Below are 16480 nucleotides of genomic sequence, written 5' to 3' on the forward strand. Positions count from 1 at the left end.
TGGTCAGACCAGCTTCCAGAGGAATGCAGGAAACCACGCCGTTTATAAATCAAGCGGCGTTAACTTTATCGTCAGGCGGATGGTTTGACGTTTACGTATTTATAAAATACTCTTTCCTATTTATAGAAATTAAAATTATAATTTTACTATTTGTTTGTATTTTAAATTATTAAAAAAATTTGAAAATTTTGGAGTGTACAAATATGATTAAACTGAAAAGTGTAAGCAAAAATATATCTGGAAAGGATGTCTTGGTGGATATTGATTTGTTGATTGAAGAAGGAAAATGTGTTTTGCTTCGAGGGCATAATGGATGCGGTAAAACAATGTTATTAAGATTGATTTGTGGACTGATTAAACCTACGCAAGGTGAAGTTTTTAATGAAAAAGATTACCGATATGGGGTGATTATAGAAACCCCCTCATTTTTTTTAAATGAAACCGCTATATATAATTTGAAATTTTTAGCATCTATTAATAAATTAATTACAGAAGACACAATAAATGAATATTTGAAAAAGTTAAATCTTTATGATTTTAAAAACAAAAGAGTGAAAACGTATTCTTTGGGAATGAAACAGCGATTGGCATTATGTCAGGCCTTTATGGAAGAGCCTGATGTGATAATATTAGATGAACCATTTAATGCGTTAGATGATGAAAATCTGAAGATTATTTATGAATTAATTGATGAATTCAAGCAAAAAGGTAAAATGGTTATAATAGCGTCCCATGGCGAAGTGCAGAGATCAGATTTGTTTGACGAAATAATACAAATGAATGCAGGTAAAATAGTAATCTGAAGCCCCGTCATTTTATAGCTATGATGTTATTGCCAACTTTGAAACAGACATCATTGCAGGCGTCTTGGATGGTCTGATCACCCCGGAAATACAGGGCGATCAGGATCATCCAAGCGGGTCGCAACATACTGGCTATTTGCAGAGCACAGTCTGGGTGATGATATCGGAATAGAGTTCCATTCCTTTTGTTTCAATCACGTGGATCACGTCATTTAAGATCGGTGTACTGGGAATAATATCTGCAAGTACATTTTCATGATCGGTAATCAGAGCCGGGTTGAATATCACATCCTTGTCCCCGTAAAACAGCGCAGTGTAGAAGATATCGCTTTCCACAAGGTCCTGGAAAAAATGGCTTCCATAGGAAAGCTCGGGCATCAGCCCTTCCTCCTGGTAGGCGACCTCGCAGATAGCGGCCATGTTGCAGATTTCTGTAAAGTGGACAGGAACCCCAAGGGAAGGGGTGGTCGTTCCCCATCTTCCGGGACCGATCAGCATTGCATTTCTGCCTTTCAAGGCGGAATTTATGGAACCGATCTGCCTTGCGACGGAATATTTTTCCTGCTCGGGGAGCTTCAGGTAAGCCTTTGCATCAACGAATACCACATAGTCTATAGGAAGCCTTACGTTTCCGCCCATGAAGTTTCCTTTAGAATAGAAGAGAAAGCTTTTCGTATCATCAAGGGATGGAAGGGATACAGGCTGGCCAAGGCCCTTCGTCTGCAGCGGCCGGCATTGCAGGAGGTTCACAAGATAGCTCCCGTCTTCGGTGAAGTTGGCGGTGAATTCAATGTCTACGGGATAGTCGTATTTTTCCGAAAGCAGCGCCAGCATATCCCGCATTGTTTCGGCAAAACCGGTTTTTTTGAAAAGGTTCTGGAAGCTCAAGATGTAGGGCGTTTTTCTGTCGCGATAGCCCAGGTCCCGGAGCCTGTTCATTGTCAGGGTATCGGGATCGGCAAAAAGCCTGAAATCTGTACGTATGCCTCCCGGGAGAATGTCATCGGCAGCCTTGTCCGTTAAGATATTCTGCCTGAGGTCGAGGAGGTCGACCCGGTGCTGGGAAAACTTCTGCTGGTCTCCATAGGCTACCAGAGGCGCCTGCAGCGGGTTGTCAAGGCATACGATTCTTGGATAGTCGCCGGAAATACGGTCGACCGCACGGGTCCCCAATCCGAAAACCAGCCTTAACATGCCGGCGCTCATATCGATATCCTTGTTCCAGACATAGAGATTTGAAGAATTACCGACTCCTGCAATGTGAGGGAAAAAGTTGTCTCCGTAATAGTCGCCGGAAACGCGCTGTATCAGTATCGCCATCTGCTCGTCCAGATCGACCAGACCCCTGTTGATCCTGTAGGATAAGGCATCCTCGTTCATGGTGCTTGCATATACCTTTCGGACGGCATTTTCAAAGGCTTCATACCGTTCGTCGGGAGTACCCTGATTTACGCAGAAGACGCTTTCGTATTTTCCTGCAAAGGCATTGCCGAAGTTATCTTCCAGCAGGGAGCTTGATCTGACGATGATGGGCGACTGTCCGAAATACTCCAGCATATGCATGAACTGCTCCTGTATATGACGGGGGAATTTCCCGTTCAACAGTTTCTCCTTCAATTCGCCTGCGCAGCAGAAATAACCCTCCTGGGTCTTCTGCCTCATACGGAGGTCCCAGCAGTTGTTCTGCACGATATAGGTGTAAAAAATGTCAGACCCGATGTAATAGGAATCGTGGGGTTCCATCAGGTGCATGAAACGCTGGGGATCTTCGACCTTCAGTATTTTGCGCGCAAGGAGCATCCCGACACTTTTTCCGCCAATGAAGCCCGTACCGATTTCCTTTGCTGCGATCCGGAGGAGGCTTGTCAGGCTGAAATATTGATAGCACAAATCATACATTTTAGAATCTTCGCCAATCAGAAGTGACAGCAGAAGCTTTTTTTTCTCCTCCTGGAGCGCTGGGGGACCGGACAGGGCATTCCTTGCGTTCTGCAGGGTAACAGCCCAATAGTCAAGCCTTTCTTCATTCCAGGTGTAACCGGAAAACAGGGCGGCCGCATCAGCGCTTGAGGTGATGCAGACTGCCTCCTGGCCGTCTATCAGATGGGGAAAGAACATTGTAGGGGCATACCGTTCCCAGACTTTCAGCGGGTGGATATAATAATTCTCTTTCACCCGGTACAGGTCAAGGAGAACCTGAGTCGTCTCGCGGATTCTTGCAATTGTGTCATAGGTGTGGGAATTCCGTTTGAGGGCGAAATAGGCAACCGTATCCAGGTCGTATAAAAAAGGGCATGTGACGCGGAAAAAGTTTCCGATCATCAGGTCGGAATGCCAGAACTTCAGCAAATCCGTGAGGCAGTCAAATACATAGAATGCTTTCCGACCTTCGTCTTTTACGATATTGTGGATTTTAGTGGCAAAGCTTTCGAAGCCCTGGGCTGCATCCACATAATAGACCCTGATTCCGTCCATGTCGTCCAGGAGGGCATCGTGCGGCCCGAACCTGATGTAGATCAGGTTTCTTCCGTCCTCTCGGGCCTGCCGTACAAAAGGCGTAACCAGATGCATATAGTCGGATATGGTATCGACCTGCCAGACCACATTGTCGCCCAGCCTCAGCATGTCGATTGCAGCATCAAAGCCTTTCAAACCCGTACTTACTCTTTCGTTTGTACCCATAAAGCATCCTCCTTATAAAACAAGAAAGGCCTGCAATGATAAACCGGGTAGGGTTAATCACTGTAAGCCTTTGCTTTCGATGAAGTCAAAGTAACTATACTCAATTTCCCCAGTGTTGACAACGGGCTGAAGCCCAAAGCTTTATGTGCATCAGGACATGCTGTCGTGGATCCGGATTGCGATTTCGATGTTCAGCCGGTCTTTCGGGTCTAAGTTGGAGTTCATGATTTCTTTGATTTTGCTGATCCTCGCATTGACTGTGTTGCGATGGAGATAAAGCTGCTGGGAAACGCTCTGTATGCTTCCGCCGCTGGCGAGATATACCTTAAGGGTTTCATAATAGTTCGTCTGGTTGCCAGCATCATATTCAAGCAACTCTGACAGGTAGGTGTTTGTAAAGTTCTTAAGTATACTACTGTCATCGATTTCGACAAAGAGGCGCTCGACTTCCATTTCATCCCAGAAGAGCAGGCGCTCTCCGGATTTTTGGGCTATGTTCATGAGCTTTTCAGCCTGTTTTGCCAGTTTGGGAATGCTCATCAGGGAGTCGCCTTCCATGCCGATGATAAGGTTCTGATGTTCCTTCAGGTTCAGGGAACTTCTCAGCTGTTGTTCTGCATCTGCGTGGAGGAGATCTTTTGCCAGAATCAGATACTGGGTATTGGTTTTATGGAAACCGATGAAATCCTCAGAAGTCCGGTTCAGGATGGCCTTGAGCTGGCCGATGGCACTCTCGAAATCAGCCATTGCCGCCAGCTTTTCGGATCTGGTCTCCAGAAGCAGCATCGTGTATCTGCCGGCCAGCCCGAATCCGCGGGATTCAAAAACCTTGCCGTTCAGGGAAAGGGTGGAAGGATCGACGAGCAGCTGTTTGATCGCTTCGGCAGCCGACATATCGGTATCCTCGCGGGATATGATGTAGCGGCAGAGGTCGCGGGTCACGTCGGCAGGTCTGTTCTGCGCGGGAAGGATGAACAGGGGAAAATGCTCTTTGCGGCAGAATCGTTTCAGTCCTTCGGGTACATTGCTGATATAGGGGCCCAGGTTGATGACTACTCCGGAAGCATCGCATCTGACCAGATTCTGAACAAACAGCATCAGGCTGTCGTCCTTCGGGCTGCCGATTCCGGTAGTCATGACAAGCTCCCCGCCATGGAGGAGGTCTGCGGAGGCAGGCTCTTCGAGCTGCTGGATCCAGGTTACTTCTGAATCCATTCCGTCCTCGCCTTCGAGCAGCCGCAGATTGAATTTTTCTTTGCCGATGTTCCATAATTCTCTTAAATATGTTGCCATAATGATTCCTTTCTCCATCCGGCGGAAGGCGGAGGTGTTTCAGGTGCAGGGATAGGACAAACTTTTCTATGATATAAAAAAGGCGTCTCGGAATACAGTTACATGTATTCCGGACGTCTTTGTCTTGATCCGTTATAGGTTTTAGAATATTTGAACGTCAGCTGGGCGTGTGCATTTACGACGCACGCGTATAAACTGATATTCTTATTGATATGATTAATATTACCTGTAGAATGGCAGTATTGTCAACGGAAAAAACAAAAATATTTTTTTGAAAAAAACACTTGACAAATTTTTTCGCAGAGTCTAGTATCAAGTCATACAAAGGCAACGGCGCTTGGGATTTTCCCAGGTGCCGCTTTTTTTATGTCATAGGGGAGTTTGTTCCAGGACATAAAAGCCCTGTAAGGAAACAAGAAAATATTTTTTGGGAAAAGAGGCGATTGCATGAGTAAGAATATTTCAGAAATTTTTGGAAGCATGGTATTCAGTGATGTGGTTATGAAGGAGAAGCTTCCGAAAGACGTATATAAATCACTGCACAAAACAATCGGGAACGGATCAGATTTAGACATAACCGTTGCGAATATGGTGGCAATAGCCATGAAAGACTGGGCAATCGAAAAAGGGGCAACCCATTATACCCACTGGTTCCAGCCAATGACCGGAATCACTGCTGAAAAGCATGACAGCTTCATCTCGCCGCAGAGCGACGGACGCGTCATCATGGAGTTCTCCGGCAAAGAGCTGATCAAGGGCGAGCCGGATGCATCCAGCTTCCCGTCAGGCGGCCTCAGGGCTACCTTCGAGGCAAGGGGCTATACTGCATGGGATCCGACTTCATACGCATTCGTAAAGGACGGCGTCCTCTGCATACCGACAGCGTTCTGCTCCTACAGCGGGGAAGCGCTGGATAAAAAGACGCCTCTTCTCCATTCTATGGAAACAATCAACGAACAGGCGCTCCGCATCCTCAGGCTTTTTGGAAACACGGCTGCAAAGCGCGTTATCACAACTGTAGGTCCCGAGCAGGAATATTTCCTGATCGACAAGAAGTTCTACGACCAGAGGAAAGACCTTATTTTTACGGGCCGCACGCTTTTCGGTGCAACAGCCCCGAAAGGACAGGAACTGGAAGACCACTATTTCGGAGCCATCAAGCCCCGTGTGTCAGCTTTTATGAAGGAACTCAATGAGGAACTGTGGGCGTTAGGAATCCTTGCTAAGACAGAACATAATGAAGTGGCTCCGGCCCAGCATGAACTGGCACCTATCTTTACGACTACGAACATCGCCGTCGACCACAACCAGCTTACAATGGAAATCATGAAAAATGTTGCCGCACGGCACGGTCTGGTGTGCCTGCTCCATGAAAAGCCTTTCGAAGGCGTAAACGGTTCGGGAAAGCACAACAACTGGTCGATCTCCACAGATTCTGGCATCAACCTTCTGGAACCTGGAAAATCACCTCACGAAAATTCACAGTTCCTGCTTTTCCTTGCAGCTGTCATAAAAGCAGTTGACGAATATCAGGATCTCATGAGGATTTCCGTGGCATCGGCAGGCAACGATCACAGGCTCGGGGCGAATGAAGCTCCTCCGGCAATCGTTTCCATGTTCCTTGGCGATGAACTTGAAGCGATTCTCGGATCCATCGAAAATGGAACGGAATACAGCGGAACAGAAGCGGCAACCATGGAAATAGGCGTCCATGTACTTCCGAATTTCATCAAGGACACCACGGACAGGAACCGTACTTCACCGTTTGCATTTACCGGCAACAAGTTCGAATTCAGGATGCTCGGTTCAGCCCAGAGCGTATCAGGGTCCAATGTCGTGCTGAACACGATCGTGGCTGAGGAGCTGGAGCAGTTTGCTGATATCCTCGAGAAGGCTGAGGATTTCAATGCAGAACTGAACAAGCTGATCAGCGAAACAATAAAGAACCATAAGCGGATCATTTTCAACGGAGACGGCTATTCGGAAGAGTGGCAGGCGGAGGCTGAAAGGCGCGGACTTCTGAACCTGAAGACTACAGTAGATGCCCTCCCGCATTTCGTGGATGAGAAGAACGTCAGACTTTTCACGAAGCACAAGATCTTCTCGGCTGCGGAAATGCACTCGAGATATGAAATACTTATGGAAGCGTACATCAAAATCGTAAACATCGAAGCCCTTACCATGGTCGACATGGCCAAAAAGGATTTCATCCCTGCAGTAAGCAGATATGTAGGAAGCCTGTCAGCGACAGCCGCTTCGGTCCTGGGAATCAGCAGCAGGGTCCCATGTCTGGCAGAATTATCGCTGATCGAAAAGCTTTCGGGCCTTAATGATGAAACATATTCTGAAGTGACTGCACTTGAAGAAGCTCTCAAAGGAGCTGAAAGCTGCGGCGAAGACACGCTGAAGCTGGGAATCTACTATAAAGATGTTGTGCTGCCAATCATGGACAGGCTCCGCAGTGCGGTAGACCGCATGGAAGAAAATACTTCTGCTGCGGCATGGCCGGTGCCAGTATATGGGGAAATACTTTTTGAGATTTAAGTTTTAACGGTACTTTTTATGGGTACCTGGTACCGTGACTGGTATCTTGATTATAAATGGAACTTAACACAAAGACGTGAATCCGAATGGAAGAAAAGCCATCGGAAACACGTCTTTTTTTATTAGAACAGGAGGGATTTTTATGTATTCATCAGTAAATGTTATCTGGGTATTGGTTGCAGCGGCTCTGGTGTTTTTCATGCAGGCGGGCTTCGCAATGGTTGAAACAGGATTCACGAGGGCGAAAAATGCCGGAAATATTATCATGAAGAACCTTATGGACTTCAGCCTTGGAACGCCGATCTTCTGGCTGGTAGGCTTTGGCATTATGTTCGGAGGAAGCGGGCTTTTCATAGGCGGATTCGATCCGATGGTTAAGGGCGACTATTCAGGAGTGCTTCCTGATGGTATTCCGCTGATGGTATTCCTGATTTTTCAGACTGTATTCTGTGCTACGGCAGCAACTATCGTATCAGGCGCCATGGCAGAAAGAACAAAATTCTCTTCATACTGCATCTATAGTATGATCATCAGCGCAGTGGTTTATCCTGTATCGGGACACTGGATATGGGGCGGCGGCTGGCTTGCACAGCTTGGATTCCATGACTTTGCGGGATCGACGGCAGTGCATATGGTAGGCGGACTTTCAGCACTGATCGGGGCAAAAATACTCGGTCCCCGTATTGGAAAATATGGTAAGGACGGAGAATCAAGAGCAATTCCGGGACATAATCTTACTCTTGGAGCACTTGGCGTATTTATCTTATGGTTCTGCTGGTTCGGATTTAACGGCGGCTCGACGGTATCTGCTACCGGAGATGACGTGCTGGTATCCATGGGAAATATCTTTGTGACAACGAATATGGCGGCAGCAGTCGCTTCAGTTACAGTAATGTGCATCACCTGGATTCGATATAAAAAGCCGGATGTATCCATGACATTGAATGGCTCCCTTGCAGGTCTTGTTGCAATCACGGCAGGCTGTGACCTGGTTACACCAGTTGGAGCAGCTGCCATTGGAATCATCGCAGGATTTGCGGTCGTATACGGAATCGAGTTTGTTGATCAGAAACTGAAAATCGATGATCCGGTAGGTGCAGTAGGAGTGCATGGTATATGCGGTGCTCTCGGAACTGTTCTGACAGGTGTTTTTGCAACGGAAGGCGGCCTTTTATACGGCGGAGGAATCAGTTTCCTTCTTGTACAGCTGGCAGGCGTGGCATCCGTTATGGCCTGGGTTGCAGCAACCATGACATTAGCTTTCGTGGTAATTAAAAAGACGGTTGGATTAAGAGTATCTAAAGAGGAAGAAATTGCAGGGCTCGATATTGAGGAACATGGAGTGAATGCTTATGCAGACTTTGAATTCATGTTCGACAGGAAGGCGGAAAAAGCAGCAGCAAAAAGTGCAGGAGCAGTCCCTGTCAGTAAAGCGGTTCCGATTGAACGCTTCTCGGGTCCGGTATCAGACGAATATCATCTGTCTAATGTGACTATTATCATGAAGCAGAGCAAATTTGAAGCTATGAAGCAGGCAATGCACGACATCGGCATAACCGGAATGACTGTTACAAACGTACTAGGCTGTGGAATGCAGAAGGGTGCGCCTGAATATTACAGGGGCGTTCCGATGGAAATGACGCTTCTTCCTAAAATCAAAGTCGAAATAGTGGTGTGCAGGGTTCCAGTCGCAACTGTCATTGAAACTGCAAGGGAAGTCCTGTATACAGGAAGCATCGGAGACGGCAAGATCTTTGTATACGAGGTCGAGGAAGCTGTTAAGGTGCGTACCGGGGAAGTCGGAGTGGAGGCACTCCAGGATGAAGAAGGCCAGTGCGAACCAGAATTATGTTAGTCAGATATTATAGGGAATAAGGAGAGAATTGTTATGAATACGGGAGATACGGGCTTTATGCTCATTGCATCAGCCATGGTGCTGTTTATGACACCGGGACTTGCTTTCTTTTACGGCGGTCTTGTCAGAAGGAAAAATGTACTGAATACGATGATGTCATCGGTCTTCATCATGGGGCTTGCCTCGGCGATGTGGGTGCTTGCAGGATATTCCCTCAGTTTTGCAGGAAATACAGGTGGGATTATAGGAACGCTGAAATGGATCGGATTAAACGGAGTAGGATTGGAGGCCGGCCCATATGCCGGCACCATCCCTCACCTTGCATTTGCCATGTTCCAGATGATGTTCGCAATCATTACACCGGCACTTATAACAGGTGCAGTTGCAGGACGAATGAAGTTTAAAGCGCTGTTCGCATTTATTGCCTTATGGTCCCTGGTTGTCTATTATCCTCTGGCCCACATGGTATGGGGCGAGGGAGGCCTGCTTGGAGCAGTTTTGGGATCCGTTGATTTTGCGGGAGGAAATGTAGTACATATCAGTTCCGGCATCAGCGGCCTGGTGCTTTCAATCATGCTTGGTAAAAGACACGGATTTAACAAAGTTTCCTATCGTATTCATAACATTCCCTTTGTTGTTTTAGGAGCTGCAATCCTCTGGTTCGGCTGGTTCGGCTTCAATGCCGGAAGTGCGCTGGCAGCAAACGGCCTCGCGGTACATGCCTTTATGACATCTAATACATCTGCGGCTTTTGCAATGCTCTCATGGATGCTTGTTGATACCATTAAAAATGGAAAACCGACTGTTGTCGGAGCAGTGACAGGAGCAGTACTCGGACTGGTTGCCATTACGCCGGGAGCCGGATTTGTCCCAATTTGGGCTTCGATGATCATTGGTGCAGCAGTGAGCCCGATCTGCTACTTTGCAATGTCGGCTGTCAAAAAACGTTTGGGCTACGATGATGCCCTTGATGCGTTTGGATGTCATGGCATTGGCGGAATATGGGGTGGAATCGCAACAGGTATTTTTACGAAAAGCTCAATAAACAGCGTCGCAAGATGGGACGGGCTGATATTTGGAGACTACCATCTTTTCCTGGCACAGCTGATCAGCATCGTGGTTACGATTGCCATTGCAATTGCAGGTACGGTACTATGCGCCTCCCTGGTCAAACTCTTCATACCGTTAAGGGTTTCGGAAGAGGATGAAAAGAAAGGCCTTGATATATCCCAGCATGGGGAAAGTGCATACCCTGCATTCAACGGTCTGGATTAAGCTGACAGGAAGGCATGTATGAATTTCCGGGGTTCAGACCGGAATGAGGAAAAAGGGAAAAGAGGAATTGGGAAGGAGTTGCCAGATATGTTTAAAGTAGAAGCGATTGTAAGAGAAGATAAATATGAAGAGGTAAAGGCTGCCCTGAATGAAATCAATGTCTATGGAATTACGGTTTCGCAGGTTATGGGGTGTGGCATCCAGAAGGGATATGAAAGCCATGTCAGAGGAACGGAAGTAGACATCAACATGCTCCCGAAGATAAAGTTTGAAATCGTGGTTTCGACGAAAGACTGGGCTGAAAAGACGATGGATGTCATCAGCAAAACAGCAAATACGGGAAATCACGGGGATGGAAAGATCTTCGTTACGGAGCTTTACGAAGCAGTTCGTATCCGTACAGGTCAGCGTGGTCTGGAAGCGATACATTAAAAAGGTACCAGGTACTGTGAACAGCTGTTCACAGTACCTGGTACCTTCTTTTCTAGAGGATAACCCCGTCCCTGAATATGGAGATTTCACGGTATCCGTTCATTTCGTTGCAGGTCTGCTTTCCGGAAGCGACTTCCATGAGATAGTCGAAGAAGTCGTCTGCCACGTCGTTGAAATCCTTTCCTTCCAGGATCTGGCCGGCATTGTAGTCGATCCAGTGCTTCTTACGATTGTAGAGTCCGGTGTTGGAGGAGATTTTTACGGTCGGGACAGGGGAACCGAATGGGTTCCCGCGTCCCGTAGTGAACAGAATCATCTGGGCCCCGCTTGCTACAAGGTTCGTACAGGACACCTGGTCATTGCCTGAACCCGTGAGGAGGTTGAGGCCGTTTTTCTTTACATGTTCACCATAGCCGAGCACGCCGACTACCGGTGCCTGTCCGCCCTTCTGGACGCAGCCCAGGGATTTGTCCTCCAGGGTGGAGATCCCGCCCTTTTTATTTCCAGGAGAAGGATTTTCATAGATGGTCTGGTTGTAGCGCTGGAAGTATTTCTTGTAGTTGTTGATCAGGTCGACAACATCCTCGAATACCTCTTCTGAAACAGCACGTTCCATAAGCAGGGTTTCGGCGCCGAACATTTCAGGTACTTCCGTCAGGATCGTGGTTCCGCCCTGTCTGACAAGGGCATCGTTTACCCTTCCGCAGAGGGCGTTTGCAGTGATTCCTGAGAAACCGTCAGAGCCCCCGCACTTGAACCCGAGCACCAGTTTGTCGGCAGAGACTTTTTCACGTTTCATGGAAGATGCGTAGTCCGCAAGTTCCTTTAAGAGCTTCAGCCCTTCTTCGTATTCGTCTTCAACTTCCTGGGTTACGAGGAATTTCACCCTGTCAGGATTGTATGCTCCCAGTACCGGTTTGAAATTGTCGAGGTTATTATTCTCACAGCCGAGGCTCAATACCAGGACACCGCCGGCATTGGGGTTGTTGATAATCCCTTTGAGGAGCAGTTGGGTGGTCTCGTGATCGCTCCCAAGCTGGCTGCAGCCCATGTTGTGGGTGTAAGCGAAGAATCCGTCGAGATTTTCGCCATAAAGGAGGCTTGCTTTTTCCGCAAGTTTGGATGCAGTCATGTTCACGCATCCTACAGTCGGAATGATCCAGATCTCATTGCGGATGCCGACGCTTCCGTCCGGACGGACATACCCATCGAAGTGCCGGTCAGTCTTAATATCCCTGAATTTGTCCAAAACAGCCGTGTTAGGATGGTAGCTGTACTCGATCAGATCATGTAGGTTTGTTTTTAGATTCTGGGTGTGTACGTGCTGGCCTTTTTTTATGGCTGAAAGGGCATGGCCGATGGGCTGGCCGTATTTGATGATGTGCTCGCCTTCCACGATATCGGTAACGGCAACCTTGTGGCCGAAGGGGACATCTGATTCCAGGGTGACTTCGAATGGACCTGCCATATAAGTTTCGCCGGCGTGGAGATCTTTCAGGGAGACGGCTACTGTGTCGGAATCCGATATGAGGATCAGGCCGCTGCGGACATCCATTTCATTTGTTGTTTCTATAATATCAGACATAACGATGCCTCCTACTTTTCTATAATATCTTTGATGATGCTGCGAACGTCCTCTGTCTCAAGCCTGCCCAGGTATCCTGCAACTTTTTCTTCAAGCCCCTTGATTTCAATAAGGTCTTTTCCGCTCCAGAAGGATTTGTTGGAGAGCACTGCTTTTGCAATCGCAGCAGCATCCCTGGATGCCCACTGTTTTTCGAAGAATTCCAGAACATCTGCGTCATCCTTGATCGGGTATTCGGTGCTGTCCGCACGTCTGCCCGTGAATGCGCCGTCCTTCATCTGTCCGTCGTAGAATTTGATGAATGCTGCAAAGGAGAAGCATAAGGCTTCAGGGAGAGAATCTTTTCTGGCTGCATATTCAGTGAGGGAAGGCAGGCATCTTGCATTGAATTTGGAACATGAATTCAGGGAGATGTCCAATAATTTATGTTTGATGTAAGGATTTGCAAAACGGTCCCCTACTGAACCTGCAAATTCTTCCAGCTCTTCTTTCGGAAGGTCGAGGGTAGGGATTACTTCATCATAAATCACCTTATCAAGGAAGGATTTGAAAACTTCATCGTTCATGAAATCCCCTACGAAGTTGTGGCCGGAAAGGTAAGCTGCAAGCACTGTTGAGGTGTGGCCGCCGTTCAGTATGCGCACCTTTCTCGTCTTGTACGGTTTTACGTCGTCGGTCCATATGACGTTGGCCTCGTTCTTGTGGATAGGGAAAATGTCAGCCCAGTCCTTTTTACCTTCGATTACCCAGAGGTTGAATACCTCGCTGGTAACGATAACATTATCCTTGTAACCAAGCTTTTCTTCAAAATAATCGATCTGGTCCTTCGGGTATCCGGTAACGATGCGGTCAACCAGGGTGTTCGTAAACTTGTTGGCTTTCTCAATCCATAAGGTGAAGTCATCACCAAGTTCCCATTCGGCTGCATATTGGAGAACAATCCTTTTCAGGTTGTCGCCGTTCATGTCAATGAGCTCTACTGGAAGGAAGAGAAGTCCTTTATCCATTGCGCCATTGAAGGCTTTAAATCTTTCGTAAAGGAAAGCGGTAACCTTTGCGGGGAAAGAGGCTGGAGGGGTGTCGGTCACCTTATCGCCTGCTTTGTAAGCGATGCCGGCTTCTGTCGTGTTTGAGATCACTACCTCAAGGTCTGTGCTTCGTGCCATCGCCATAAGTGCTTCGTAATCTTCATAAGGGTTGATACATCTGGATACGGAAGTGATCTGTTCGATTTTTTCTACGGCCTCACCGTTTTCGATTCCTCTCATTGCCAGAGTGTATACACCGTTCTGGGTATTTATCATGTTGCCTAAGCCGCTGGCTATTGGCTGGCATAAAACGATACTGCCTTTGTAGTCGCCGTTCTTATTCGCATTGTTGATCATCCAGTCAGCAAATGCCCTTAAGAAATTTCCTTCGCCGAACTGAAGTACTTTTTCAGGGTAGTTTCCAAATATTTTTTCTACGGTTTCGTGTACCTGTTTCATCTTCATACCTCCATAATTTTAATGTTTAAATTCATTATACAAAATGTATACATTGATGTATACAACAAAAGCAAAAATAAATGAATTTCGTTGTTTTAAATAAAAAAACGCCATGATTTTTGTGAGAAAATCATGGCGCGGTGTTTGTGTATTACATAAAACTTTAAATGTTTATATTGCCGTCCAGTATGACTTTAAATGCGGAATCCTTAGATATCAGCAGATGAGTCCGCATTGCTTCGGCTGCCTTCTGGTAATCCTTACGTAAAATAAAGGCTGAGATCTCATCGTGTTCATGCTGTGAAGCATCAAGGCGCTCCCGGTTCATATTGCCGCTTATAATGCGGAGCCTCAGATTCTGGGCATGTATGTTTTCGTAGCACTGTATCAGATATTTGTTTTCGCAGAGTTCTACGATGATGCGATGGTATTCGTCGTCCAGGGCATAAAACAGTTGGAGATTGTCATGGGAAGAGCTGGCTTTTTTGAGGATTTCCCGCAGACGCGCTTCCTTGACATCTGTAATCCTGCAGCCGTAGGTGGCCAGAATATAGGGTTCTATAAGAAGCCTGGTTTCATAAATCATGTTTATTTCATTGATTGTGAGGGGGGAGACGATAATTCCTTTTTTTGGCATTATGGTCACCAGATTTTCCTGTTCGAGGCGGCTCAGTGCATCCCTGATAGGGGTCCTGCTGACGTTCAGCTCCTTGCAGAGAATGTCTTCATTCAGGAAGAGGTTTGGTGGATATTCACAGTTTAATATTTTTGATCTGATTGAGTCGTAAGCTTTTTGCTTGAGGGGTTTTGCCATAGTGATTGCCTTTCTATAAGTAGAAGTTGAAGCAGGGGACAGGATTTCCGGATGGACCAGCAGTAGAACAGACCTGATTGCTGCTTGATATGCTATGATATCGCAACTGTTCAGACCTGCGTCCTTCATAGTTGCAAAGAGTGCACACAAATTGCATGACCAGCAATTTGCTGCATATATAACTCGGGTTTTCATGTAAAAGCCGCATAAAAACATCGCGCAGGGCAGTGGCTCCCAATAATTACATGTTATTATTAATGATAACACAGTTGTATACATTTGTGAATACTTAAACAAAGCGAAAAAAGTGTAAAATAATTATGAAAGAAGCTTGTGGTTGGTAAAAATGCATAAAAACACCCCGCTAAATTTGTGATATTTATAAAAATGACGGATGTCAGTCAGAAAACCAGGAAAATATATTGACATTGTAAATGAACAGGGGTATTATAGTGTTTATGATGTATACAACAAAGTACACAACAGGAAATAGAGGATGAACGATCATCAGAATTGCGGAGGTAGAAAATTGAAATCAATAGTAATCAATAACCCTGGGGACGTAGAAATCAGGGAAGTGGAGATGCCGGTTCCGAAAGAAGGAGAGGCACTGCTGAAACTTCTATATGGAGGGATTTGCGGAAGTGATTTGGGAACTTACCGCGGAACATTCGCCTACGTTTCTTATCCAAGGACGCCGGGACATGAGTTTTCAGCTGAAATCGTAAAAATAGGAGAAAACGACAAAGGCCTGAAAGAAGGAATGGTCGTTACCTGCAATCCTTATTTTAACTGCGGCACCTGCTATTCCTGCGAAAGGGGACTTGTAAACTGTTGTACTACGAACCAGACCATGGGCGTGCAGCGGGAAGGAGCATTTTCCGAGTATATCACAATGCCAATCGAAAGAATATATGATGGAAAAGGATTGTCTGCCAAGACACTTGCACTGATTGAACCCTTCTGTATCAGCTACCATGGCGTATCAAGGGCAAATGTCAAAAAAGGTGACAAGGTTCTGGTAATCGGAGCCGGCACAATCGGTGTACTGGCAGCAGTTGCGGCAAAAGCACTTGGTGCAGAAGTCTACATAAGCGATATTGCTGAACAGAAGCTGGAATATGCAAAGGAATTCGGAGTCGACGGAACCCTGTTAAATGACAGTCCGGAAAATTTCGAGGCAAGGGTAAATGAAATCACAAATGGCAATGGATTTGATGTTACAATAGAAGCAGTCGGAATGCCGTCAACCTTCCAGAACTGCATCGATGCAGCAGCATTCGGCGGAAGGGTCGTACTGATTGGAGTTGGAAAGAAGAACCTTGACTTCAACTTCACAATGATCCAGAAGAAGGAACTTGATGTGTTCGGTTCCAGGAATGCGCTGAAGAAGGACTTTGAAGAACTGATAGATATTGTAAAGAACGGAAATGTGGATCTGGAAAAAATAGTGACGAATACCTACAAGATGGAAGATGCAGCAAAGGCATTCGAGGATTTCGACAAAAATGCCGGTTCCATGCTGAAGGTTGTTTTAGAGTTTTAGAATGTAGAAAATGGTATCGGTAGCAAAGCGGAATAGCCCGGGAACATGTGGCTTTCGCTAAAATAAAATTAGGTAATTGATAAATGTTTTTCTCCTTTTGTGTGGATAACTATCCCGTATATAAGGAGAGAAAAAGGGTCATTATTCAGAATAGTTTCTGGATT

11 protein-coding genes are annotated in these 16480 nt (G+C 46.5%); 6 read left to right on the forward strand and 5 right to left on the reverse strand.

Annotation, left to right across the window (positions count from 1 at the left end; translation table 11 throughout):
• Nucleotides 1-203 precede the first annotated feature (203 nt).
• The gene (locus tag BJR36_RS18490) at nt 204-803 is read left to right on the forward strand and encodes an ABC transporter ATP-binding protein (RefSeq protein WP_091236911.1); all 600 of its coding nucleotides are present in this window, start codon (nt 204-206) and stop codon (nt 801-803) included.
• A 132-nt stretch (nt 804-935) separates the two neighbouring features.
• Here BJR36_RS18490 and BJR36_RS18495 read toward each other — a convergent pair whose 3' ends face one another.
• On the reverse strand, nt 936-3485 hold the full coding sequence (locus BJR36_RS18495; protein ID WP_091236912.1) for a PEP/pyruvate-binding domain-containing protein: 2550 nt from the start codon (nt 3483-3485) through the stop codon (nt 936-938).
• 150 nt (nt 3486-3635) lie between these two features.
• Entirely contained in the window at nt 3636-4778 is a 1143-nt protein-coding gene (locus tag BJR36_RS18500; protein ID WP_169823779.1) for a PucR family transcriptional regulator, read from the reverse strand.
• 447 nt (nt 4779-5225) lie between these two features.
• Between BJR36_RS18500 and BJR36_RS18505 the strand changes: the two genes are divergently transcribed.
• The 4 genes from BJR36_RS18505 (at nt 5226) to BJR36_RS18520 (ending at nt 10884) form a co-directional block, all read left to right on the forward strand.
• Nucleotides 5226-7322 (forward strand): glutamine synthetase III family protein, encoded by a 2097-nt coding sequence (locus BJR36_RS18505; protein WP_091236914.1) that lies wholly within the window; start codon nt 5226-5228, stop codon nt 7320-7322.
• 142 nt (nt 7323-7464) lie between these two features.
• Nucleotides 7465-9177 (forward strand): ammonium transporter, encoded by a 1713-nt coding sequence (locus BJR36_RS18510; protein ID WP_091236915.1) that lies wholly within the window; start codon nt 7465-7467, stop codon nt 9175-9177.
• 33 nt (nt 9178-9210) lie between these two features.
• Nucleotides 9211-10452 (forward strand): ammonium transporter, encoded by a 1242-nt coding sequence (locus BJR36_RS18515; protein WP_091236916.1) that lies wholly within the window; start codon nt 9211-9213, stop codon nt 10450-10452.
• Nucleotides 10453-10539: 87 nt separating this feature from the next.
• Nucleotides 10540-10884 carry a P-II family nitrogen regulator gene (locus BJR36_RS18520; protein ID WP_091236919.1) on the forward strand — a complete coding sequence of 115 codons (345 nt, stop codon included), beginning with the start codon at nt 10540-10542 and terminating at the stop codon, nt 10882-10884.
• Nucleotides 10885-10936: 52 nt separating this feature from the next.
• On the opposite strand, the gene BJR36_RS18525 is transcribed toward BJR36_RS18520, so the two are convergent.
• The 3 genes from BJR36_RS18525 to BJR36_RS18535 all read right to left on the reverse strand — a co-directional run bounded on the left by BJR36_RS18525 (nt 10937) and on the right by BJR36_RS18535 (nt 14899).
• Nucleotides 10937-12469: a UxaA family hydrolase gene (locus BJR36_RS18525; RefSeq protein WP_242875668.1), complete on the reverse strand. Its 1533-nt coding sequence runs from the start codon at nt 12467-12469 to the stop codon at nt 10937-10939.
• Nucleotides 12470-12480: 11 nt separating this feature from the next.
• Nucleotides 12481-13956, reverse strand: a complete 1476-nt coding sequence (locus BJR36_RS18530; RefSeq protein WP_091236917.1) for a tagaturonate reductase — start codon at nt 13954-13956, stop codon at nt 12481-12483.
• Between the two features lie 163 nt (nt 13957-14119).
• Complete coding sequence (locus tag BJR36_RS18535) at nt 14120-14899, reverse strand: GntR family transcriptional regulator (protein WP_169823780.1); 780 nt, start codon at nt 14897-14899, stop codon at nt 14120-14122.
• Nucleotides 14900-15299: 400 nt separating this feature from the next.
• Here BJR36_RS18535 and BJR36_RS18540 point away from each other — a divergent pair, with 400 nt between their 5' ends.
• The gene (locus tag BJR36_RS18540) at nt 15300-16316 is read left to right on the forward strand and encodes a zinc-binding alcohol dehydrogenase family protein (protein WP_091236921.1); all 1017 of its coding nucleotides are present in this window, start codon (nt 15300-15302) and stop codon (nt 16314-16316) included.
• The last annotated feature ends 164 nt before the right edge of the window (nt 16317-16480 follow it).

Origin of the sequence: Anaerobium acetethylicum, from assembly GCF_900096945.1 — a bacterium.
GTDB classification, from domain to species: Bacteria; Bacillota; Clostridia; order Lachnospirales; family Lachnospiraceae; genus Anaerobium; species Anaerobium acetethylicum.